The organism is Cohnella hongkongensis, assembly GCF_042654645.1.
Lineage (GTDB): Bacteria > Bacillota > Bacilli > Paenibacillales > Paenibacillaceae > Cohnella > Cohnella hongkongensis.
Genome location: NZ_JBHSEP010000026.1, coordinates 69,382 through 88,585, shown reverse-complemented (window position 1 = coordinate 88,585; position 19,204 = coordinate 69,382). Strand labels below are relative to the sequence as shown.

Annotated in this window: 20 protein-coding genes; 18 read left to right on the top strand and 2 right to left on the bottom strand. The window is 59.5% G+C overall.

Annotated features, from left to right (window positions below):
- Nucleotides 1-93 precede the first annotated feature (93 nt).
- The 18 genes from ACFO3S_RS24770 to ACFO3S_RS24685 all read left to right on the top strand — a co-directional run bounded on the left by ACFO3S_RS24770 (nucleotide 94) and on the right by ACFO3S_RS24685 (nucleotide 16,960).
- Nucleotides 94-1,317 (top strand): ATP phosphoribosyltransferase regulatory subunit, encoded by a 1,224-nt coding sequence (locus tag ACFO3S_RS24770; RefSeq protein WP_378101582.1) that lies wholly within the window; start codon nucleotides 94-96, stop codon nucleotides 1,315-1,317.
- A 3-nt stretch (nucleotides 1,318-1,320) separates the two neighbouring features.
- Nucleotides 1,321-1,959 carry an ATP phosphoribosyltransferase gene (gene hisG / locus ACFO3S_RS24765; RefSeq protein WP_378101580.1) on the top strand — a complete coding sequence of 213 codons (639 nt, stop codon included), beginning with the start codon at nucleotides 1,321-1,323 and terminating at the stop codon, nucleotides 1,957-1,959.
- A 96-nt stretch (nucleotides 1,960-2,055) separates the two neighbouring features.
- Nucleotides 2,056-3,345 carry a histidinol dehydrogenase gene (gene hisD / locus ACFO3S_RS24760; protein WP_378101577.1) on the top strand — a complete coding sequence of 430 codons (1,290 nt, stop codon included), beginning with the start codon at nucleotides 2,056-2,058 and terminating at the stop codon, nucleotides 3,343-3,345.
- Nucleotides 3,342-3,950 (top strand): imidazoleglycerol-phosphate dehydratase HisB, encoded by a 609-nt coding sequence (hisB, locus tag ACFO3S_RS24755; protein WP_378101575.1) that lies wholly within the window; start codon nucleotides 3,342-3,344, stop codon nucleotides 3,948-3,950. Before hisD ends, hisB begins: the two co-directional genes overlap by 4 nt.
- Nucleotides 3,951-4,577 carry an imidazole glycerol phosphate synthase subunit HisH gene (hisH, locus tag ACFO3S_RS24750; protein WP_378101572.1) on the top strand — a complete coding sequence of 209 codons (627 nt, stop codon included), beginning with the start codon at nucleotides 3,951-3,953 and terminating at the stop codon, nucleotides 4,575-4,577.
- Entirely contained in the window at nucleotides 4,567-5,334 is a 768-nt protein-coding gene (gene hisA, locus ACFO3S_RS24745) for a phosphoribosylformimino-5-aminoimidazole carboxamide ribotide isomerase (RefSeq protein WP_378101569.1), read from the top strand. The genes hisH and hisA overlap by 11 nt, the downstream gene beginning before the upstream one ends.
- 167 nt (nucleotides 5,335-5,501) lie before the next feature.
- The gene (hisF, locus tag ACFO3S_RS24740; RefSeq protein ID WP_378101566.1) at nucleotides 5,502-6,260 is read left to right on the top strand and encodes an imidazole glycerol phosphate synthase subunit HisF; all 759 of its coding nucleotides are present in this window, start codon (nucleotides 5,502-5,504) and stop codon (nucleotides 6,258-6,260) included.
- Nucleotides 6,257-6,931, top strand: coding sequence for a bifunctional phosphoribosyl-AMP cyclohydrolase/phosphoribosyl-ATP diphosphatase HisIE (gene hisIE, locus ACFO3S_RS24735; RefSeq protein WP_378101563.1), 675 nt, complete (start codon nucleotides 6,257-6,259; stop codon nucleotides 6,929-6,931). Before hisF ends, hisIE begins: the two co-directional genes overlap by 4 nt.
- 29 nt (nucleotides 6,932-6,960) lie before the next feature.
- Nucleotides 6,961-7,764: a histidinol-phosphatase HisJ gene (hisJ, locus tag ACFO3S_RS24730; RefSeq protein WP_378101606.1), complete on the top strand. Its 804-nt coding sequence runs from the start codon at nucleotides 6,961-6,963 to the stop codon at nucleotides 7,762-7,764.
- Between the two features lie 87 nt (nucleotides 7,765-7,851).
- The gene (locus ACFO3S_RS24725; protein ID WP_378101560.1) at nucleotides 7,852-8,805 is read left to right on the top strand and encodes a ribose-phosphate diphosphokinase; all 954 of its coding nucleotides are present in this window, start codon (nucleotides 7,852-7,854) and stop codon (nucleotides 8,803-8,805) included.
- 163 nt (nucleotides 8,806-8,968) lie between these two features.
- Complete coding sequence (locus ACFO3S_RS24720; RefSeq protein ID WP_378101557.1) at nucleotides 8,969-10,699, top strand: tetratricopeptide repeat protein; 1,731 nt, start codon at nucleotides 8,969-8,971, stop codon at nucleotides 10,697-10,699.
- Nucleotides 10,700-10,765: 66 nt separating this feature from the next.
- Nucleotides 10,766-11,713, top strand: coding sequence for a thioredoxin-disulfide reductase (gene trxB / locus ACFO3S_RS24715; protein WP_378101554.1), 948 nt, complete (start codon nucleotides 10,766-10,768; stop codon nucleotides 11,711-11,713).
- 27 nt (nucleotides 11,714-11,740) lie between these two features.
- The gene (locus ACFO3S_RS24710; protein ID WP_378101551.1) at nucleotides 11,741-12,694 is read left to right on the top strand and encodes an ROK family glucokinase; all 954 of its coding nucleotides are present in this window, start codon (nucleotides 11,741-11,743) and stop codon (nucleotides 12,692-12,694) included.
- 100 nt (nucleotides 12,695-12,794) lie between these two features.
- Nucleotides 12,795-13,682, top strand: coding sequence for an RNase adapter RapZ (gene rapZ, locus ACFO3S_RS24705; RefSeq protein ID WP_378101549.1), 888 nt, complete (start codon nucleotides 12,795-12,797; stop codon nucleotides 13,680-13,682).
- Between the two features lie 9 nt (nucleotides 13,683-13,691).
- Nucleotides 13,692-14,678, top strand: a complete 987-nt coding sequence (locus ACFO3S_RS24700; RefSeq protein WP_378101547.1) for a gluconeogenesis factor YvcK family protein — start codon at nucleotides 13,692-13,694, stop codon at nucleotides 14,676-14,678.
- A gap of 7 nt (nucleotides 14,679-14,685) precedes the next feature.
- Nucleotides 14,686-15,621, top strand: a complete 936-nt coding sequence (gene whiA / locus ACFO3S_RS24695; protein ID WP_378101545.1) for a DNA-binding protein WhiA — start codon at nucleotides 14,686-14,688, stop codon at nucleotides 15,619-15,621.
- Between the two features lie 102 nt (nucleotides 15,622-15,723).
- On the top strand, nucleotides 15,724-15,993 hold the full coding sequence (locus tag ACFO3S_RS24690) for an HPr family phosphocarrier protein (RefSeq protein ID WP_094042918.1): 270 nt from the start codon (nucleotides 15,724-15,726) through the stop codon (nucleotides 15,991-15,993).
- A gap of 202 nt (nucleotides 15,994-16,195) precedes the next feature.
- Nucleotides 16,196-16,960 (top strand): SIMPL domain-containing protein, encoded by a 765-nt coding sequence (locus ACFO3S_RS24685; protein WP_378101543.1) that lies wholly within the window; start codon nucleotides 16,196-16,198, stop codon nucleotides 16,958-16,960.
- 164 nt (nucleotides 16,961-17,124) lie between these two features.
- Here the strand turns inward: ACFO3S_RS24685 and sda are convergent, their stop codons facing one another.
- Complete coding sequence (gene sda / locus ACFO3S_RS24680) at nucleotides 17,125-17,385, bottom strand: sporulation histidine kinase inhibitor Sda (RefSeq protein WP_378101539.1); 261 nt, start codon at nucleotides 17,383-17,385, stop codon at nucleotides 17,125-17,127.
- A 240-nt stretch (nucleotides 17,386-17,625) separates the two neighbouring features.
- Nucleotides 17,626-18,207 carry an ATP-dependent Clp endopeptidase proteolytic subunit ClpP gene (clpP, locus tag ACFO3S_RS24675; RefSeq protein ID WP_378101537.1) on the bottom strand — a complete coding sequence of 194 codons (582 nt, stop codon included), beginning with the start codon at nucleotides 18,205-18,207 and terminating at the stop codon, nucleotides 17,626-17,628.
- Nucleotides 18,208-19,204: the final 997 nt, after the last annotated feature.

The following is a 19,204-nucleotide window of genomic DNA, read 5'->3' as shown; positions in this document are numbered from 1 at the left end:
ATGGTAACATGGTAGCACTTTAATGCACAGAAGCAACAGGGACGTCCGCTGTTCCGCTTGATTATAGAGGATAAAATGGAGAAGGTGCGCAGGATGACGAAACCGAAGGTATTCGAAAAGCCAACCGGGGTAAAGGATTACTTGCCGCATGCGGTAGCCAAGCTGAGGAAGATCGAGCACAGCGTGCTGGCCTGCATGCGCTCGTGGGGCTACGAGCAGATCATAACGCCTACGATCGAATATTACGATACGGTCGGGATGGCCAGCTCGACATCGGATCAGAAGCTGTTCAAGCTGCTTAACCGCCGCGGGACGACGATCGTGCTGCGCTCGGACATGACGGCGCCGATCGCGCGCGTCGTCGGATCGCTGCTGAAGGATGAGCCTTTCCCGATCCGCCTCAGCTATCACGGCAACGTCTTTCGGGCATTCGAGGAGGAAGGCGGCCGCGACTCCGAGTTTTATCAGACCGGCGTCGAGCTCGTCGGGGACGCTTCGCCTGAGGCCGATGCGGAGGTGATCGCCTTGGCTGTCGCTTCGCTGAAGGCGGCGGGAGTGCCGGCGTTCAAGATCGCCATGGGTCATGTCGGCTTTCTGAACGGCTTGTTCGAAGAGACGCTGCCGGGGCTGGAGAGCGAGCAGGAAGCGCTGAAGGCTTGTCTGCTGCAGCGCGATCATGTCGGCTATCGGGATGCGATCGGCAGGCTGTCTCTGGATGAAGCGTGGAAGCGGGAGCTGGAGGATATATTGCGTCTGCGCGGCGGCCAGGAGGTGTGCGCGCAGGCGATGGAGCTCAGCAAAAACGAGGGCGCTCGGGCGGCGATCCGGCATCTGTGCGAGGTATGGGACGTGCTGGAGGCTTACGGCATTCAGGAGGACGTGCTGATCGATCTGACGATGATCGGAGATTTCTCTTATTATACGGGCTTGACCTTCGAAGGCTATGCTTCGCATCTGGGCTTCCCAGTGTGCAGCGGCGGACGCTACGACAATCTGCTCGCCCAGTTCGGACGCCCGGCTCGCGCGACGGGCTTCGCGCTGAAGACGACGCGGATTCTCGAGGTCGTGGAGGATGCGGCGGAAGAGAGCAAGCGAACGCTCGTCGCCTATGAGAGGCCGCGGCGGCAGGCGGCTCTGACGAAGGCCAACCGGCTTCGCGAGCAGGGCGAGACCGTCGTGACGGCGCTCGTGTCGTCCGCAGAGCTGCAGGAGCTGCAGGCTTCGGATCTGGAGAGGCACATGGGCAGAGGCCGCCTGCTGTATCGGGGCAAAGCGTACGACAACCTGGTTTCCCTGGAAGCGGAGAAGGAGGAATAGGGCATGACGGATAGCACCGCGTTAAAAGTCGCGATGCCCAAGGGGCGCATCTATAAGCAGGCGAGCAAGCTGTTCCGGCAGGCGGGTCTGCCGATTCCGGAAGATTTCGACGATTCCCGCAAGCTGATCATTCCGGTTCCCGAGGCGAACATGGAGTTCATCATGGCGAAGCCGGTTGACGTGCCGACGTATGTGGAGTACGGCGTAGCCGATATCGGGATCGTGGGCAAGGACGTGCTGATGGAGGAAAACAAGGACGTCTACGAGCTGCTCGATCTCGGCATCGCCAAGTGCCGGATGTCGGTCATCGGACTGCCTGACTGGAAACCGGTGATTAATCCGCGCGTGGCGACGAAGTATGCGAACGTGGCTTCCCAATATTTCCGGGAGCAAGGCCAGCAGGTGGAAGTGATCAAGCTGAACGGCTCGATCGAGCTGGCGCCGCTGATCGGCCTGGCCGACCGAATCGTCGACATGGTGGAGACCGGGCAGACGCTGAAGGAGAACGGGCTTGTCGAGATGGAGACGCTGTTCCAGGTGACGAGCCGGCTGATCGCCAACCGCGTGAGCTACAGGCTGAAAAATACGGCAATCCAGGAGCTGTGCGACAGACTGAGCGCGATGATCGGCGCTGCGGTTTAAGGCGGCGGAGATCCGGGCGAGGCTGCGAGAACGTTGGCGTGGGGTCCCGGGTCGGCGAAGAGCGGGAGAGAACGATTGATGCGAGGAGGGTGCGGGATGTATATAGGCAAAGCGGACGGGTTTCGGCTGGAACGGGAGAGCGAATACGGCTCGCCGGAGCAGAATGAGACGGTTCGGGAAATCGTCGAGGCGGTGCGCAGGGAAGGCGACGAGGCGCTGCTGCGGTATACGGCGGCGTATGACCGAGTGACGTTGACGCCCGAACAGCTTCGGGTGACGGAGGAGGAGATTCAGGGCGCGTACGCCAAGGTGGAGCCGGAGTTTCTGACGGCTCTGCGGCAGGCGGCGGCGAACATTACGGCATTCCACGAGAAGCAGAAGCGCGGGTCGTGGATGGATACGGCGCCCGACGGCACGATGCTGGGCATGGCCATTCGCCCGCTCAGACGGGTCGGGCTGTACGTTCCCGGCGGCAAGGCGGCGTACCCGTCGTCGGTGCTCATGAACGTGCTGCCGGCCAAGGTGGCCGGCGTGCCGGAGATTGCGATGGCGACTCCGCCGGCGACCGGCGGCCGGGAAGGCATCGACCCGTACATCCTGGTGGCGGCCGCGGAAGCGGGCGTGACGGAGATGTACCGGGTCGGGGGAGCGCAGGCGGTGGCTGCGCTCGCTTACGGGACGGCGAGCATTCCCGCCGTCGACAAGATTTGCGGGCCCGGCAACATCTATGTGGCGCTGGCGAAGCGCGCCGTCTACGGCGCGGTCGACATCGACAGCATCGCGGGCCCGAGCGAGATCGTCGTGCTGGCGGACGACAGCGCCGATCCGCGATATGTCGCTGCGGATATGCTGTCTCAGGCGGAGCACGACGAGATGGCTTCGGCGGTGCTGGTGACGCCGTCGCAGGCTTTGGCTTCGGCGGTGCAGGCGGAGCTGGAGCGGCAGGTCGCGGCCCTGCCGCGGGTCGACATCGCCCGCAGCTCGCTGGAGCGGCACGGGGCGATCCTGCTTGTCGACAACCTGGACGAAGGGCTGGACGTCGTCAACATGCTGGCCCCGGAGCATCTGGAAGTGATGACGGAGGAGCCGATGGAACTGCTCGGCCGCATCGAGACGGCGGGGGCGATCTTCATCGGACCGTACAGCTCGGAGCCGGTAGGGGATTATTTTGCGGGACCGAACCACATCCTGCCGACGAACGGTACGGCGCGGTTCTCGTCTCCTCTGAACGTGGACGATTTTCTGAAGAAGTCGAGCTTGATCCGATACAGCAGGCAGGCGCTGCTGAGAGACGCCGCGGGGATCGCGACGCTGGCCCGTCATGAAGGGCTGGAGGGGCACGCCCGCGCGGTGGAAATCCGATTGGAAGGCAGGGAGACGAAGTGAGCGAAGAGAACGTGCAAGGCGGCCGTTCGTCGGCCGTATCCCGCAAGACGAACGAAACGGACATCCAATTGTCCCTGGGAGTGGACGGAAGCGGCGAGGTGTCGATCGAGACCGACGTTCCGTTCCTGAACCACATGCTGGACCTGTTCGCGAAGCACGGCCAGTTCGATTTGAAAGTCGAAGCCCGCGGAGACGTGGACATCGACGACCATCATACGGTCGAGGATATCGGAATCTGCCTGGGACAGGTGCTGCGGGAGGCGTTGGGAGACAAGAAAGGCATCAGGCGCTACGCCAGCGTGTTCGTGCCGATGGACGAGGCGCTCGCGCAGGTCGTCGTCGACATCAGCAACCGGCCGCACTTCGAGCTGCGCGGCGAATTCCCGGCGGCTAACGTGGGCAGCTTCACGGTGGAGCTCGTGCACGAATTTCTGTGGAAGCTGGCGCTGGAGGCGAGGATTACGCTGCACGTCATCGTCCACTACGGACGCAATACGCATCATATGATCGAGGCCGTGTTCAAGGCGCTCGGACGCGCGCTCGACGAAGCGACTTCGATCGATCCGCGCGTGAAGGGCGTGCCTTCCACCAAAGGGGTGTTGTAAGTGATCGCGATTATCGACTACGGCATGGGCAATCTGCACAGCGTCAGCAAAGCCGTCGAGCGGCTCGGCTGCGAGGTGCGGGTCACCTCCGATCCGCGGGAGATTCTCGCCGCGGACGGCGCGATTCTGCCGGGCGTCGGCGCGTTCGGCGATGCGATGGCCAACCTGCGGGAGACCGGCCTGGAGGAAACGACAAAACGGTTCGCGGCTTCCGGAAAGCCGCTTCTCGGCATTTGCCTGGGGATGCAGCTGCTGTTCACGGAGAGCGAGGAGCACGGCGCGCATCGCGGACTCGATCTGCTCCCGGGGCGGGTCGTCCGGTTCCAAGGGGACTACAAGGTTCCTCACATGGGCTGGAACGAGCTGACGTTCAAGCGGGAAAGCCCTCTGTTTGACGGCTTGAAGCCGGGGCACGTGTATTTCGTGCACTCCTACCATGCGCTGCCGGAGCTGGAGACGGATTTGCTGGCGGTGACGGACTACTACCAGCCGGTGAGCGCGATCGTCGGCCGGGGCTCGGTGTACGGCATGCAGTTCCATCCGGAGAAGAGCGGCGAGCTGGGCATGGCGCTGCTCCGCAAGTTCACGGATATGGCGTCGGGAAGGACTGAGAGCTTTGAAGTTTAGACCTTGCATCGATATTCACCAGGGCAAGGTGAAGCAGATCGTCGGGGAAACGCTTCAAGCGGACGCCTCGAAGGTCGTGGAGAACTTCGTCTCCGAACGGGGGGCGGATTACTACGCTTCGCTGTATAAACAAGACGGGTTAACCGGCGGGCATATTATCATGCTCGGCGAAGGCAACCGGGAGGCTGCGTTATCCGCGCTTAGAGCCTATCCCGGCGGTCTGCAGATCGGCGGAGGCATTACGGCGGATAACGCGGCGGCCTACTTAAGCGAAGGGGCTTCGCACGTCATCGTCACTTCTTACGTTTTTCGGGACGGCCGCCTTCAGATGGACAATCTGCGGCGTATCGTTTCGGAGATCGGCCGGGAACGGCTCGTGCTTGACCTCAGCTGCAAGGAACGGGACGGCAAATGGTACGTGGTGACCAACCAGTGGACGAAGTTTAGCGATCTGGAAGTTAACGAAGCCACTGTTCGGGAGCTCGAGAGCTACTGCGCCGAATTTCTGATCCACGCGGTCGATGTCGAAGGGAAGCGGGAGGGCATTCAAGAGAAGCTGGCTGTCAAGCTCTCCGAATGGGCGACGATTCCGGTCACATACGCAGGCGGCGCGCGATCGCTCGCGGATTTGGCCCGATTCCGCGAGTTGACACGCGGCAAGCTGGACATTACGATCGGCAGCGCTCTCGATCTATTCGGAGGGACTCTTCCCTATAGCGAAGTCGTGGCCTATTGCGATCCGTCGCGGGCGTCATAGCGGATAACGCAAGCAAAAGCGCCTTCGACATCCCAGGATGCATACCCGAGCAGTCGGCAGAGCCGACGACCAAGGGCGGACAACGGAGAAGCTTGGCGAAGACGATTCAGACAAGGAGATACGTGAACGTAGACTTTCCGAATCGTTGTGAAAAGGGGGAACGCTGCATGTTAGCTAAAAGAATTATCCCTTGCCTGGACGTGAAGGACGGGCGAGTCGTCAAGGGCGTCAATTTCGTGAATTTGCGCGATGCCGGGGATCCGGTGGAGCTGGCCGCGATCTACGACCGGGAAGGCGCGGACGAGCTGGTGTTTCTGGACATCTCCGCATCGGTGGAAGGCCGGGCGACGATGGTGGACGTGGTGCGGCGGACGGCCGGGGAGATTACGATCCCGTTTACGGTCGGGGGAGGCATCTCGGCGGTGGAGGATATGAAGCGGCTGCTGCGCGCGGGGGCGGACAAAATTGGCATCAATACCGCCGCCATTCGCAATCCGGACCTGATTACGGACGGTTCGCGGACGTTCGGCGCGCAGTGCATCGTAGTGGCGATCGACGCGAAGTTCAACGCGGAGTGGAGCGAGTGGGAAGTATTCACCCACGGCGGGCGCAATGCGACAGGCATTCGCGCGCTGGAGTGGGCGAAGGAGGCGGAGCGCCGGGGAGCGGGAGAGATTCTGCTCACCAGCATGGACGCGGACGGCACGAAGGACGGCTTCGACGTCGCGCTGACCCGAGCGGTGTCGTCGAGCGTGGGCATTCCGGTCATCGCTTCGGGAGGAGCGGGCAACGCCCGGCATTTCGCGGACGTGTTCGCGGAAGGGCAGGCGGACGCGGCGCTGGCGGCGAGCATTTTCCACTACAAGGAAGTAACGGTCCAAGAGGTTAAGCAAATGTTACGCGGCAAAGGAGTGAACGTCAGATGACGCAGCAAGAGCAAGGGCAGTGGCAGGATCAAATCAAATGGAGCCCCGACGGGCTGGTGCCGGCGGTCGTGCAGGACGCCCTAAGCAAAGAGGTGCTCATGCTCGCATATATGAATAAGGAGTCGCTGCAGAAGTCGCTCGAATCCGGGCAAACGTGGTTTTGGAGCCGGTCTCGCGGCGAGCTGTGGAACAAAGGGGCGACCAGCGGCCATACGCAGCAGATCGAATCGCTGCATTACGACTGCGACGGGGATACGCTGCTTGTGAAGGTGCGCCAGAACGGACCGGCGTGCCATACGGGAGCGTACAGCTGCTTCTACCGGGAAGGCGCGTTGAAAGCGGCCGAAGCCGCTCCGAGGCAGGAGGAGGATCGCTTCGGACCGCTCAGCCGGCTGGAGGCGACGATCGCGCAGCGGGACGCGGAGCGTCCGGAAGGCGCCTATACGACGTACCTGTTCGAAAAAGGGCTCGACAAGATTTTGAAGAAGGTCGGGGAGGAAACCGCGGAAGTGATCATCGCCGCGAAAAACCGCGACGGCGAGGAGCTGCGCTGCGAGTCCGCCGATCTCATTTTCCATCTGATGGTGCTTCTCCGCGAGCAGGGAATTCCGTTCGACGACGTGCTGAAGGAACTGGAGTTCCGTCATCGGAAGCCGGTCAAGAAGGATTAGGTGATGCGGCTATGACACAAGCGCCCGGCATGCTCGTCGACTATCATACGCATCATGTTCGCTGCGGCCATGCGGTCGGCAATATGGAGGACTACATTATTAGCGCGATGAAACAGGGCATGGAACAGATCGGCTTGTCCGATCACATGCCCCTGCTTCACGTTCCCCATGAGGACAATCCGGATTCCGCCATGCCGATGGACGAGCTTCCCCGATATGTCGAGGAGGCTCTTGCCCTGAAGGAGAAGTACAAGGGGAGCATCGAGGTGCGCGTCGGTCTGGAGGGCGACTACGTCGAGGGATACGAGGAAAAGATCGAATCGATCGTGAACGGGTACCCTTGGGACTACGTGATCGGCTCGGTTCATTTTCTCGGAACGTGGGATGTAACGGATTATCGCCAGGTCGGCCGCTGGGAGGGCCGGCGGATCATCGACGTCTACGCGCAATATTTCGAAGCGATCGCGAAGGCGGCGGCGACCGGCTTCTACGATTACATCGGCCATATCGACGCGATCAAGCGCTTCGGCTACCGGCCGGAGGAAGACGCGACCGCACTGGAGGACATGGCGCTGCAGGCCGTGCTGAAGCACGATCTCGCGTTCGAGCTGAATGCGGCCGGCTTCTATGCGCCCTGCAAGGAAATGTACCCGTCGATATCCATGCTGGAGCGGGCCGCGGCTCTCGGCATTCCGGTCACGTACGGCTCCGACGCTCATCATCCCGACAAAGTCGGACAAAAAGGGGCAGAGGCGCAAGCGCTGCTGAAAAAAGCCGGATATACGCATCTGGCTACGTTTTCGGAACGTAAACGGGAAATGAAACCTTTTTAAAATCCGTCCGTACTCATGTATAATGGGTGTGACGACTGACGGATTTCGACATATGGAGCGTCGAATTGCCAAAATATGGAGGGGCACATGTACAGCAGCAGTAAGCTTCGTATCTTTTCGGGATCATCCAATCCGCTATTGGCAGGCAAGATCGCTGACAATCTCGGAGTGCCGCTGGGGAAAATCAAGCTTTCCCGATTCAAGAGCGGCGAAGTGTACGTTCACTACGAGGAGACGATTCGCAACTGCGACGTTTTCCTGGTCCAGTCTTTATCTCATCCGATCAACGATTACTTCGTAGAATTGCTGGTCATGATCGATGCCGCCAAGCGGGCCTCGGCACGGACGATCAACGTCGTGCTGCCGTACTACGGCTACGCCAGGCAGGAAAGGAAAGCCGCTCCCCGCGAGCCGATCTCCGCGAAGATGGTGGCCGACGTGCTGACGACGGTCGGCGCGCACCGCATCGTGACGATCGATCTTCACGCTCCCGCCATTCAGGGCTTCTTCGACATCCCGGTCGATCACCTGACCGCGCTGGATCTGATCAGCGATTACCTGAAGTCGAAGAATATCCGCAATCCCGTTGTCGTCTCGCCGGACGCCGGACGAGCCTCGACGGCCGAGAAGCTGGCGAATCAGCTGGACTGCTCCTTCGCCATCATGATTAAGAAGCGCCCCGCGCACAACGAATCCGTCATCACGCACGTCATCGGGGAAGTCGAGGGCTTCACGCCGATCATTATCGAGGATATGATCGATACCGGCACGACGATCGTTAATGTCGTAGAAGGCTTGAAGGAACGCGGCGCGGAGGATCCTTTCGTATGCGCGACGCATCCTCTGTTCTCCGACCCGGCTTTGAAGCGGCTCGACCATCCGAGCATTAAGGAAGTGGTCGTGACCGATTCGATCCTGCTGCCGGAGGAACGATCCGACCGGTTTAAGGTGATCTCGGTCGCGCCGATGCTGGCGGAGGCGACGCGTATCATTATGGAAGGCGGCTCCATCAGCACGCTGTTTAAGACGAAAGGCGTGTAACACGAATAGACGGAAGCTTCGTCCGAAGGACTGTGTCCGGTCGGTCGCGGGCCTTGTTCCGACTCCGGGGGAATCGTTCCCCCGGAGTTTTATTTTATGGATCGCGCAGGCTGTGTTATAATCGTGGGTGACGAGTTCACAGAACAGTAGGAGGTGCCTTGCGATGAACCAGCGAAAACGCGCGGCGAAAAACCGGCGTCCCAAAGTCATCCCGATGAGATTGGATGCGACTTTCTTTTTCGAGCGTGCCGTACAGTCGCTGGACCGGTACCATTACGACAAGGCACTGAAATATTTCCGCCGCGCGGTGGAGTACGAGCCGGAGAATCCGGTCAACCACTGCAACATGGCCGGCATTCTGTCCGAGATGGGACGGTACGAGGAATCGAACGTCATTTTACGCTCGGTGCTGGATCAGATCGATCCGGCGATGACGGAGTGCTACTACTATTTAGCCAACAATTACGCCAATATGGAGCTGTTCGAAGCGGCGGAAGAAGCCCTTGTCCGTTATTTGGAGAACGATACGGAAGGCCAGTTTCTGGAGGAGTCGGACGAACTGCTCGACTTGCTGCACTACGAGCTGAACCGTCCGGCGAAGCTGTCGACGATCAAGGCCAAGGAAAATATTTATGCGCACGACAAAGCCCGGGAGCTGCTGGAGGCCGGCCGGTTCGCCGAGGCGGTCAAAATGCTGGAGGAAATCATCGAGCGTCAGCCGGATTTCCTGGCGGCCAGAAACAATCTGGGGCTGGCTTACTATTACATGGGGCTGTTCGACAAGTCGGTCGCGACGATTACGGAGGTGCTGGAGGCCGAGCCGGGCAATCTGCACGCGCTGTGCAATCTGGCGATATTCTATCAGCATTCGAACCAGCAGGAGCAGCTGCAGGAGCTGATCGCCAAGCTGAACAAGACGGTTCCGTTCCATCCGGAGCACGTGTTCAAGATGGCGACGACGCTGGGCATCGTCGGAGAGCATCGCGAGGCGTATCAGCATTTCCGCCGGCTGCTCCGCACGGGGGAGCTGTCCGGAGAGCCGAGCCTTCATCATTTCGCGGCGATCGCGGCGGTGAACCTGCAGCGCTACGAAGACGCGAGGAAGCACTGGCAGCATGCCGAGCGTCTCGATCCGGCCTCCCAGGTGCCTCCGTTCTACCTGAAGCGGCTGGATCGGGTTCGGACGGGCGAGGAGAGCCCGCCGACGCATTATCATTACCACCTTCCGTTCGAGGAACAGTTCAAGCAGTGGGATAACCGTCCGGGACAGGTGACGGAAGCGCTCAAGAACGATCCGCTCATTCGCTCGTCCTTCTTCTGGGCGCTCAGGCACGGCGATCGGCGCACGAAGGTCCAGGTCATTCAGGCGCTTGGGCTGGTGGCGGACGACGAGGTGGTCGAAGCGCTGAAAGCTTTCCTGATCGATCCGGACGAAGAGGATGAGCTGAAGCGGGTAGCGGTGCTTGTGCTTCGTTCCATCGGCGTGCAGGACGCGTTGACGGTTATCTTCAGCGGCCGAACGCTGACGCTGGAGGCCCGGCGAAAATCGGCGCAGCTTCCGGTCTGGGACAGCGCTTGGCAGACGGTGCTGGAGCAGGCGCTGGAAGGCATGTCGGGACGTTACGACGTCGTGCAGCAGCACGACATGATGACGCTGTGGGTCGATTACTTGTCACGCGTATACCCGGATGTGCCGAAGCTGCACAAGTCGACGGGCTGGGCCGCCGCGCTCGAATACTGGACGGCCAAGATGCATCGCCGGACGGTCACCTATGCCGATCTGGTCAGCCGTTACGGGGTATCCCAGGCAAGTATCAGCCGATATGCGAACCGGATTGATGAAGCATGCGGCATTCGGGAGAAGCTAGACTTGACGAGACCGTCGTTTCACTAAAATGATCTACTATCGCGCCATGACGAACGATCGGGACATCGTTTCGCGCTCGAGGAGGAAGCATCCATGCATAAGACGATCGTAATCGGAACGGGACCCGCTGGACTAACGGCGGCTATCTACCTGGCCAGGGCCAATCTGTCGCCGCTCGTTATCGAAGGACCGGAGCCGGGCGGCCAGCTGACGACAACGACGGAGGTCGAGAACTTCCCCGGATTTCCGGAAGGCATTATGGGGCCGGAGCTGATGGCGAACATGCGCAAGCAGGCCGAACGCTTCGGCGCCGAATTCCGCACGGGCTGGATTAACGAAGCGGATCTGTCCAAACGGCCGTTTACGCTTTCGCTGGAGGGCGGAGAGACGCTGCAGGCGGAGACGCTGATCCTCTCTACGGGAGCGTCGGCCAAATATTTGGGAATTCCGGGAGAGAAGGACAATGTCGGACGCGGCGTCAGCACGTGCGCGACCTGCGACGGCTTCTTCTTCCGCGGCAAGAAAATCGTCGTCGTCGGCGGGGGAGATTCGGCGATGGAGGAGGCGAACTTCCTAACCCGCTTCGCTTCGCAGGTTACGCTCGTTCACCGGCGCGGAGAACTCCGGGCGTCCAAGATCATGCAGGAGCGCGCCCGTCAGAACGGCAAGATCGCATGGGAGCTGAACAAAACTCCGATCGAGGTTATCGCCGGGGAGCAGGGCGTTACCGGACTGAAGGTCCGCAACAATGAAACCGGAGCGGAAGAGATCGTCGAGACGCAGGGGCTGTTCGTAGCGATCGGCCATACGCCGAACACGAAGTTCCTCGGCGGGCAGATCGATACGGACGAACTCGGGTACATCAAGGTCAGCCCGGGCTCGACGGAGACGAACGTGCCCGGCGTGTTCGCTTGCGGAGACGTACAGGATCACAAGTACCGTCAAGCGATTACGGCGGCTGGCAGCGGCTGCATGGCTGCGCTCGATTGCGAGAAGTTCCTTGAGGGCTCGGCTACACACGATTGGAGCCAGTCGCTGTAACTATAATGTTTATGAGGTGTCGGCAATATGTCAGATTCATTGTTCGTAGGCGTTGATTTGGGCGGGACGTCGATCAAAGTCGGCTTGTGCAATGCGGAGGGAGATCTGCTTCGCACCTACGAGGGCGCTACGCAAGGCTCCGAGGGACCGGATACCGTTCTGTCCAATATCGCGGCCTATGTTCGGGAGCTCGTACCTCCGGGAACCGCGGAGTGGGAGGAGGTCGGCGGCATCGGGATCGGTATAGCCGGCTTCCTGAACATTCCCGAAGGAATCATCACCTTCTCTCCCAATCTTCCTTTTCGCGACGTGCAGGTGAAGCGCATCATGGAGGAGAAGCTGGGCAAGCCGGTCAAGATTAATAACGACGCCAACGTAGCCGCGTTGGGCGAAGCCTGGGGCGGAGCGGGCAGAGGGGTGTCGAACGTCGTCTGCTACACGCTCGGAACGGGAGTCGGCGGCGGAATCATCCTGAACGATCGGCTGATCGAAGGCGCTTCCGGCATGGCCGGGGAGCTGGGGCACATCTCGATCGTGGCCGATCTCGAAGCGATCCAGTGCGGCTGCGGCAAGACAGGCTGCCTGGAGACGGTGTCCTCGGCCACAGGGATTATCCGCATGGCGAAGGATGCCGTCGACCGCGGAGACAAGACGTCTCTTGCCCTCGTGGAAGGAGAGCTGACGGCCAAGCACGTCATCGACGCGGCGAAGGAAGGGGACGAAGCGTCGGCGCGCATCGTCAGCCGGGCCGCCTTCTACCTCGGCAAATCGATGGCGGCCGTCGCGGTCGTCGTGAATCCCGAGCGCTTCATTATCGGCGGCGGAGTAAGCAAGGCGGGAGAATTTCTGTTCTCGCAAATTCGCGAGGTTTTCCACAAGCTGACGCCGGCAAGGGCCAGCGAAGGAGTGGAGATCGTGGCGGCCGAGCTGGGCAACAATGCCGGAGTCGTCGGAGCAGCGGGTTTGTTCCTACGAGCATAAGTCAGCAAGCGCTCGGCCCCCGCACGCTCTCAGGCGGTCCGAGCGTTTCGCATTTACAGCCTGACGAGAGCCAACAGGACCGCAGAGAGAGGGGATACGGATGGAGACGATTACGACGCAGCCGAGACTTGTCATCATTACGGGAATGTCGGGCGCAGGCAAGACGATTGCCGTTCAAAGCCTGGAGGACTTGGGCTTTTTCTGCGTCGATAACTTGCCGCCGGTGCTCATTCCGAAGTTCGCAGATTTGATCGACCAGTCGCAAGGAAGAATCGCCAAGGTTGCCCTGGTGATCGATCTGCGCGGGCGCGAATTTTTCACCGCGCTGTCCGAATCGCTTAACCATATTCGCGAGCATAACACGATTCATTACGAAATTCTGTTTCTCGACGCGACCGATTCGGTGCTCGTACAGCGTTATAAGGAGAGCAGGCGCAGGCACCCGTTGGCTCCGGATGGACTGCCGCTGGACGGGATACACTTGGAGCGTAAGCTGCTGGAGGATCTGAAGGGCTGGGCCAATCAAGTCATCGACACGAGCAATCTGAAGCCGGCGGCGCTGAAGGAAAAGATCGTCGCCCGGTTCACTAACCTGGATCAGAACCATATTTCGATCAATGTGACGTCGTTCGGGTTCAAGTACGGCGTGCCTATCGACGCCGATCTCATTTTCGACGTCCGCTTTTTGCCGAACCCGCATTATATCGACACGCTTCGCCCGAAGACGGGCGTCGACCCGGACGTGTACGACTACGTCATGAAGTGGCCGGAGACCCAGGCCTTCTTGACGAAGCTGCTGGACCTGCTGCAGTTTTTGATCCCGATGTACCACAAGGAAGGCAAAAGCCAGGTCGTTATCGGAGTCGGATGCACGGGGGGCAAGCACAGATCGGTGGCGCTGGCCGAATATTTGGGACGAAGACTGGGCTCCAGCGACACGGAGACCGTGAGAGTGAGCCATCGCGATTCCGATCGGGATCGGCATTGAGGTGAAGGAATGAGCAAACCAATCCCCCTCGCCCGCAATCCGCGAATCGTCGTGATCGGCGGGGGCACCGGGCTGTCCGTCATGCTGCGCGGCTTGAAGCGGAAGCCGCTAGACATTACGGCCATTGTGACGGTCGCCGACGACGGCGGAAGCTCCGGCATATTGCGGGAAGAGCTTCAAATCCCGCCTCCCGGCGACATCCGCAACGTGCTGACCGCCTTGGCGAACATGGAGCCGCTGATGACCAAGGTGCTGAAATACCGATTTCAGAACGGGACGGCCCTGGCCGGACACAGCCTCGGCAATCTGATCCTGGCGGCGATGACCGATATTACCGGAGATTTCGTCACGGGCATTACCGAATTGAGCCGCATATTGGCCGTCAGAGGCCGGGTGCTGCCTGCGGCGAACCAGGCGATCGTGCTGAAGGCCGAGATGGAGGACGGCTCGACGGTCGTCGGCGAATCTGCGATTCCGAAGTCGGGCCTCGCCATCCGAAGGGTCCATCTCGAGCCGGCCGACGTCAAGGCGCTCCCGGAAGCGGTGCAGGCGCTTCAGGAAGCGGACGCGATTCTGATCGGACCGGGCAGCCTGTACACGAGCATTATACCGAACCTGCTCGTGCCGGAGCTGGCCGAAGCGATCGTGCAGTCGGATGCGGTCAAGCTGTTCGTCTGCAACGTCATGACTCAGCCCGGGGAGACGGACAACTATTCCGTCAGCGACCATCTGGCCGCCGTTCACGCCCATATCGGCCATCATTTATTCGATTATGTCATCGTGAACGACGGGGAGATTCCTCCGCAGGTGGAGAGCCTTTACGCCGAGCAGGGAGCTAAGGCGGTTCATCTGGACCTGGAAGAGGTCACTCGCAGAGGGTACAAGGTCATCGCGGACAAGCTTGTCCTATTCCGGACCTATCTGCGGCATGACGCCAGGAAGCTAAGCGAGCATATTTATCAGTTGGTCGAGAACTGGATGCTGAGAAAGGGGTGAGAAGGGCATGTCTTTTGCGGCGCAAACGAAGAAGGAGCTCACGATGCTGGAAGGCGACAGCTGCTGCGAAAGGGCGGAGCTGTCGGCGCTCATCCGGATGAACGGCACGATCTCGCTGTCCAACCGCAGGGTCGTACTGGACATCGCTACGGAGAACGCCGCCATATCGCGCCGGATTTACACGCTGCTTAAGCGCCATTTTACCGTCGTGACCGAGCTTCTCGTTCGCAAAAAAATGCGGCTGAAAAAAAACAACGTGTACGTCGTCCGGATTCCGGTCGGAGCCGAGGCGATTCTGAACGATCTGTCCATCGTCTCGGAAGGGTTTCTGTTCCATCCGAGCATCGACAAGGAGCTCGTCCGCAAAGCCTGCTGCAAGAAAGCCTACTTGCGGGGAGCCTTCCTGGCCGGCGGCTCGGTGAACAACCCCGAGGGGTCTTCCTACCATCTGGAGATCTCGTCGATGTATGAGGAGCATTGCAAGGCGCTCGTCGAGCTGGCGAACAAGTTCCATCTGAACGCCCGGTTCATCGAGCGGAAAAAAGGCTTTATCCTGTACATCAAGGAAGGCGAGAAGATCATCGAGTTTCTGAATATTATCGGCGCTCATCAGGCGCTGTTCAAATTCGAGGACGTTCGCATTATGCGGGACATGCGCAATTCCGTGAACCGGATCGTCAATTGCGAGACGGCCAACTTGAATAAAACGATCGGAGCCGCGGTTCGCCAGATCGATAACATCAAGCTGCTCGAGAAGGAGATCGGTCTGCACAACCTGCCCGACAAGCTGCGCGAAGTCGCCGAGGTTCGGCTTCAGCACCCGGACATTAATCTTAAGGAAGTCGGGGATCTGCTGAAGGGACAGGTGAGCAAATCAGGCGTCAACCATCGGCTTCGCAAGCTGGACGAGTTGGCCGAAAAAATCCGAAACGGCGGGGCATAATGCGTATGGCGCATTTGTTCATAACAATGTTATAATAATGAAGAACTGGAGCACGGGAGTCCCGATACGCGGGACGAATTAAAGATAGGGGGTATCCGGTCCATGACGAGACAGCCGGTAGTCGTTCGGCTTAAAACAGGTCTTCACGCCAGACCGGCGGCACTATTCGTGCAAGAGGCCAATAAATTCTCTTCCGACGTCTTCGTGGAAAAGGATGAGAAGAAGGTTAACGCGAAGAGTATCATGGGCATCATGAGCCTGGCGATCAGCTCCGGCACGGAGGTCGCGATCAGTGCGGAAGGTTCGGACGCAGAGCAGGCTGTAACCGCTTTAGTCCAACTCGTGAGCAAAGAAGAACTGGAAAATCAATAAGATTTTTTTGCATGAAGCCCCTCGATCGAAGGGGCTTTTTGCACGTTTCCGATTGTCCTATCCTCACGTGTTCGCGCCGCCGAGCGTGCGGGTTCTCGCCGAAAACGGATATTTGTTGCTTTTTTGTTCCTGGTTGTGAAACATTTGACTGCATGGGAGCGTTATAGAGGACGAAGACAAACCGTTAGAGAGGGGCTTGTTCATGAAAAGAAGCGCTTTGCAGGTGTTGTCGGTCGTGTTGGCGGCAGCGGCGATTGGCTGGTTCGGATTCTCGAAGGGGGAGGGGAATACGGTGTCGGCTGAGTCAGTGGCGGCGGGAACGGCGCCTTACACGATAACGGTGGGGGCAAGCGGCTCGGTGAAGGTGGAGCCCGACGTCGCCTATTTGCATGTAGCGGTCGAGACGCGCGGCTCGAAGGCGACCGACGCGCAGCAATCGAACGCCAAACAGTTTGCGGAAGTCGAGAAGGTGCTGTACGATACGTTCGGCATCGATAAGAAGGACGTCCAGACGACCGGGTTCGACGTTCAGCCGGAGTACAACTACACGGAGAAGGACGGGCGAGTGCTGAAGGGCTATCTGGCGGTGCACTCGATTCAGGTCACCTACCGCAAGCTGCCGGAGATCGGCAAGCTGTTCGACGCGCTGACGGCGTCCGGAGCGAACCGGCTGGACGGCGTGCAGTTCTCTACGGAAAAAAGGGACCAATATGAGCTGGAGGCGCTCAAGAAGGCGATGGCAAACGCGGCTGCCAAAGCCGACGTGTTGGCGACGTCTGCCAACCGTCAGCTGAAGGGTGTCGTGAACATCGTGCAGGGCGAGGTGTCGAACGCCCCGGTTCTGTTCGCCCGCGAGCAGGCGAAGGCCGTCATGGCCGATATGGCGTCCAGCAGCGCATCCTCTTCGGTGCAGTCCGGCCAGATCGAGATTCGTACTCAGGTGACCGTTCAATACGAAATGCAGTAACGAAAAGCAGGGAGAGGCGGTTCTCCGGCGCTGCGGGTTGCTCCAAGCAGCCGGGCGGGCGGACGAACCGCCTCTTTGTTGCGAGGGGAGGCAAAATAAAAACCGCCCGCCAGTACGGCGAGCGGATCAAAGATCGCTGCGGAAACCAAGAGGTCGGTTCTGGGTCAAGCTTCTTTGTAATGGCTTAACTGGCGAATGGAGAGCGCCTCTTCCAGCAGTTCGATAAATTCGTGAGACAAATTCATCTTCTTGGCCTCTCTATAAACTTCCAACAAGTGCTCATCTTTAAGCGGGCGAAGCAAGGATGCTTTATCGCTCAACCGACGAGCTGCAACCATATCTACGGGAGGCGTGTGGGTGCTGCCTGGTACGGAAGCTTCCTCGGACGACGTGGCTACAAGATACGGATAAGATCTTTCAAGCATACATAATTCCTCTCTTCCAAAGTTCCTAAGAGATCGCTAGAATTGGGTCTAAATGGAATTGTTATATATGTAACAGAATATCATGGTTTGGCGGACTAGCAGAGAGGGCATTCAAAGTTTTGAATTTTTGTTGACATAAAAGCGGAATTGTGTTAATAGAAGGGCGAATCGAAAGAGGCCGTTCCCCGTCATCGCGGGATGACAAGGAACAGCCTCTATGGAGCGGCGTCATTCTGCACTTTAAGCTTTCTCGATCACTTTGTCGATCAGGCCGTATTCTCGAGCGACTTCGGCTTCCATGAAGTTGTCGCGATCGGTATCCTTCTCAATTCGCTCCAACGGCTGGCCCGTACGCTCGGCAAGAATGCCGTTCAGCTTATCCCGAAGCTTCAGAATTCGGCGGGCGCGAATCTCGATGTCGCTGGCCTGCCCTTCGGCTCCGCCCAGCGGCTGATGAATCATCACTTCGCTGTTAGGCAGCGCGTAGCGCTTGCCCTTGGCGCCGGCCGCCAGCAGGAATGCGCCCATCGATGCGGCCATGCCGACGCAGATCGTGGAGACGTCCGGCTTGATGAACTGCATCGTATCGTATATGGCCATTCCGGCCGTTATCGAGCCGCCGGGGCTATTGATGTAGAGGTGGATGTCCTTATCCGGATCCTCGGCCGTCAGGAACAGCAGCTGGGCGATGATGGAGTTGGCGACGACGTCATTCACCGGTGTGCCCAGAAAAATGATTCGATCTTTGAGTAAGCGGGAATAAATATCATAAGCCCGTTCTCCTCGATTGGTTTGCTCGACAACCATAGGTACAAAACTCATGCTTGGCGTCCCTCCTCATGTACTGTGGTTTTCTTATCATAGCGAATCCGCGAACAAAAGTCAAAGAAAGTCAAAGAAGGCGCAGAAGATCGGATTGCAGTGGCGGAAACCGGCGTTTCCGAGAAGCGGACGGGGCTTTGTCGCCGGGCCGAACGACGGGACCGGGACGGGGGAGGCTCAATGTTGTCAGGCTAAGCAAACGTTCCGGCGACGGAGTCTCGACGACCATCGCGAACAAAGCCCAACTCGCGCCAACTTGCGCCAACCTACCGCCCCCCCGCTAGCCCACCGACCCACGCCAGCCCATTAACCCACGCCAACTCACCGACCCACATTAGCCGACCAACCGACGTTAGCCCACCCAACCCCTGTTAGCTCACAAACCGACGTTAGCCCACCAACCGACGTTAGCCCACCAACCGACGTTAGCCCACCAACCGACGTTAGCCCACCCAACCCCTGTTAGCTCACCAACCGACGTTAGCCCACCAACCGACGTTAGCCCACCAACCGACGTTAGCCCACCCAACCCCTGTTAGCTCACCAACCGACGTTAGCCCACCAACCTGCGCCAGCCGACCAGCCCGCGCCAGCCCCACCAACCCACGTTAGCCCACCGATCCACGCCAGCTCACCAACCTGCGCCAGCCCACCAACCGACATTAGCCCACCAACCCATGTTAGCCCGACCCACGCCAGCTCACCAACCTGCGCCAGCCCACCAACCGACATTAGCCCACCAACCCATGTTAGCCCGACCCACGCCAGCTCACCAACCTGCGCCAGCCCACCAACGTAACGGTTGCCAGCGACGCTAATCGTGCCGTTTTTGCAGTACGGAGATTGTAACGGTTGCAGCAGCGGCTATTTCAGCCGAAAACGCGCCGTTTCGCTCGATAACCCCAAAATAAGCGCGGTGGCAACCGTTAGCTTTTTCTTTTTCGAGAAAACGATCGATTAAGCGCCACTGTAACCGTTAGAATGTTATCGGCAGGTG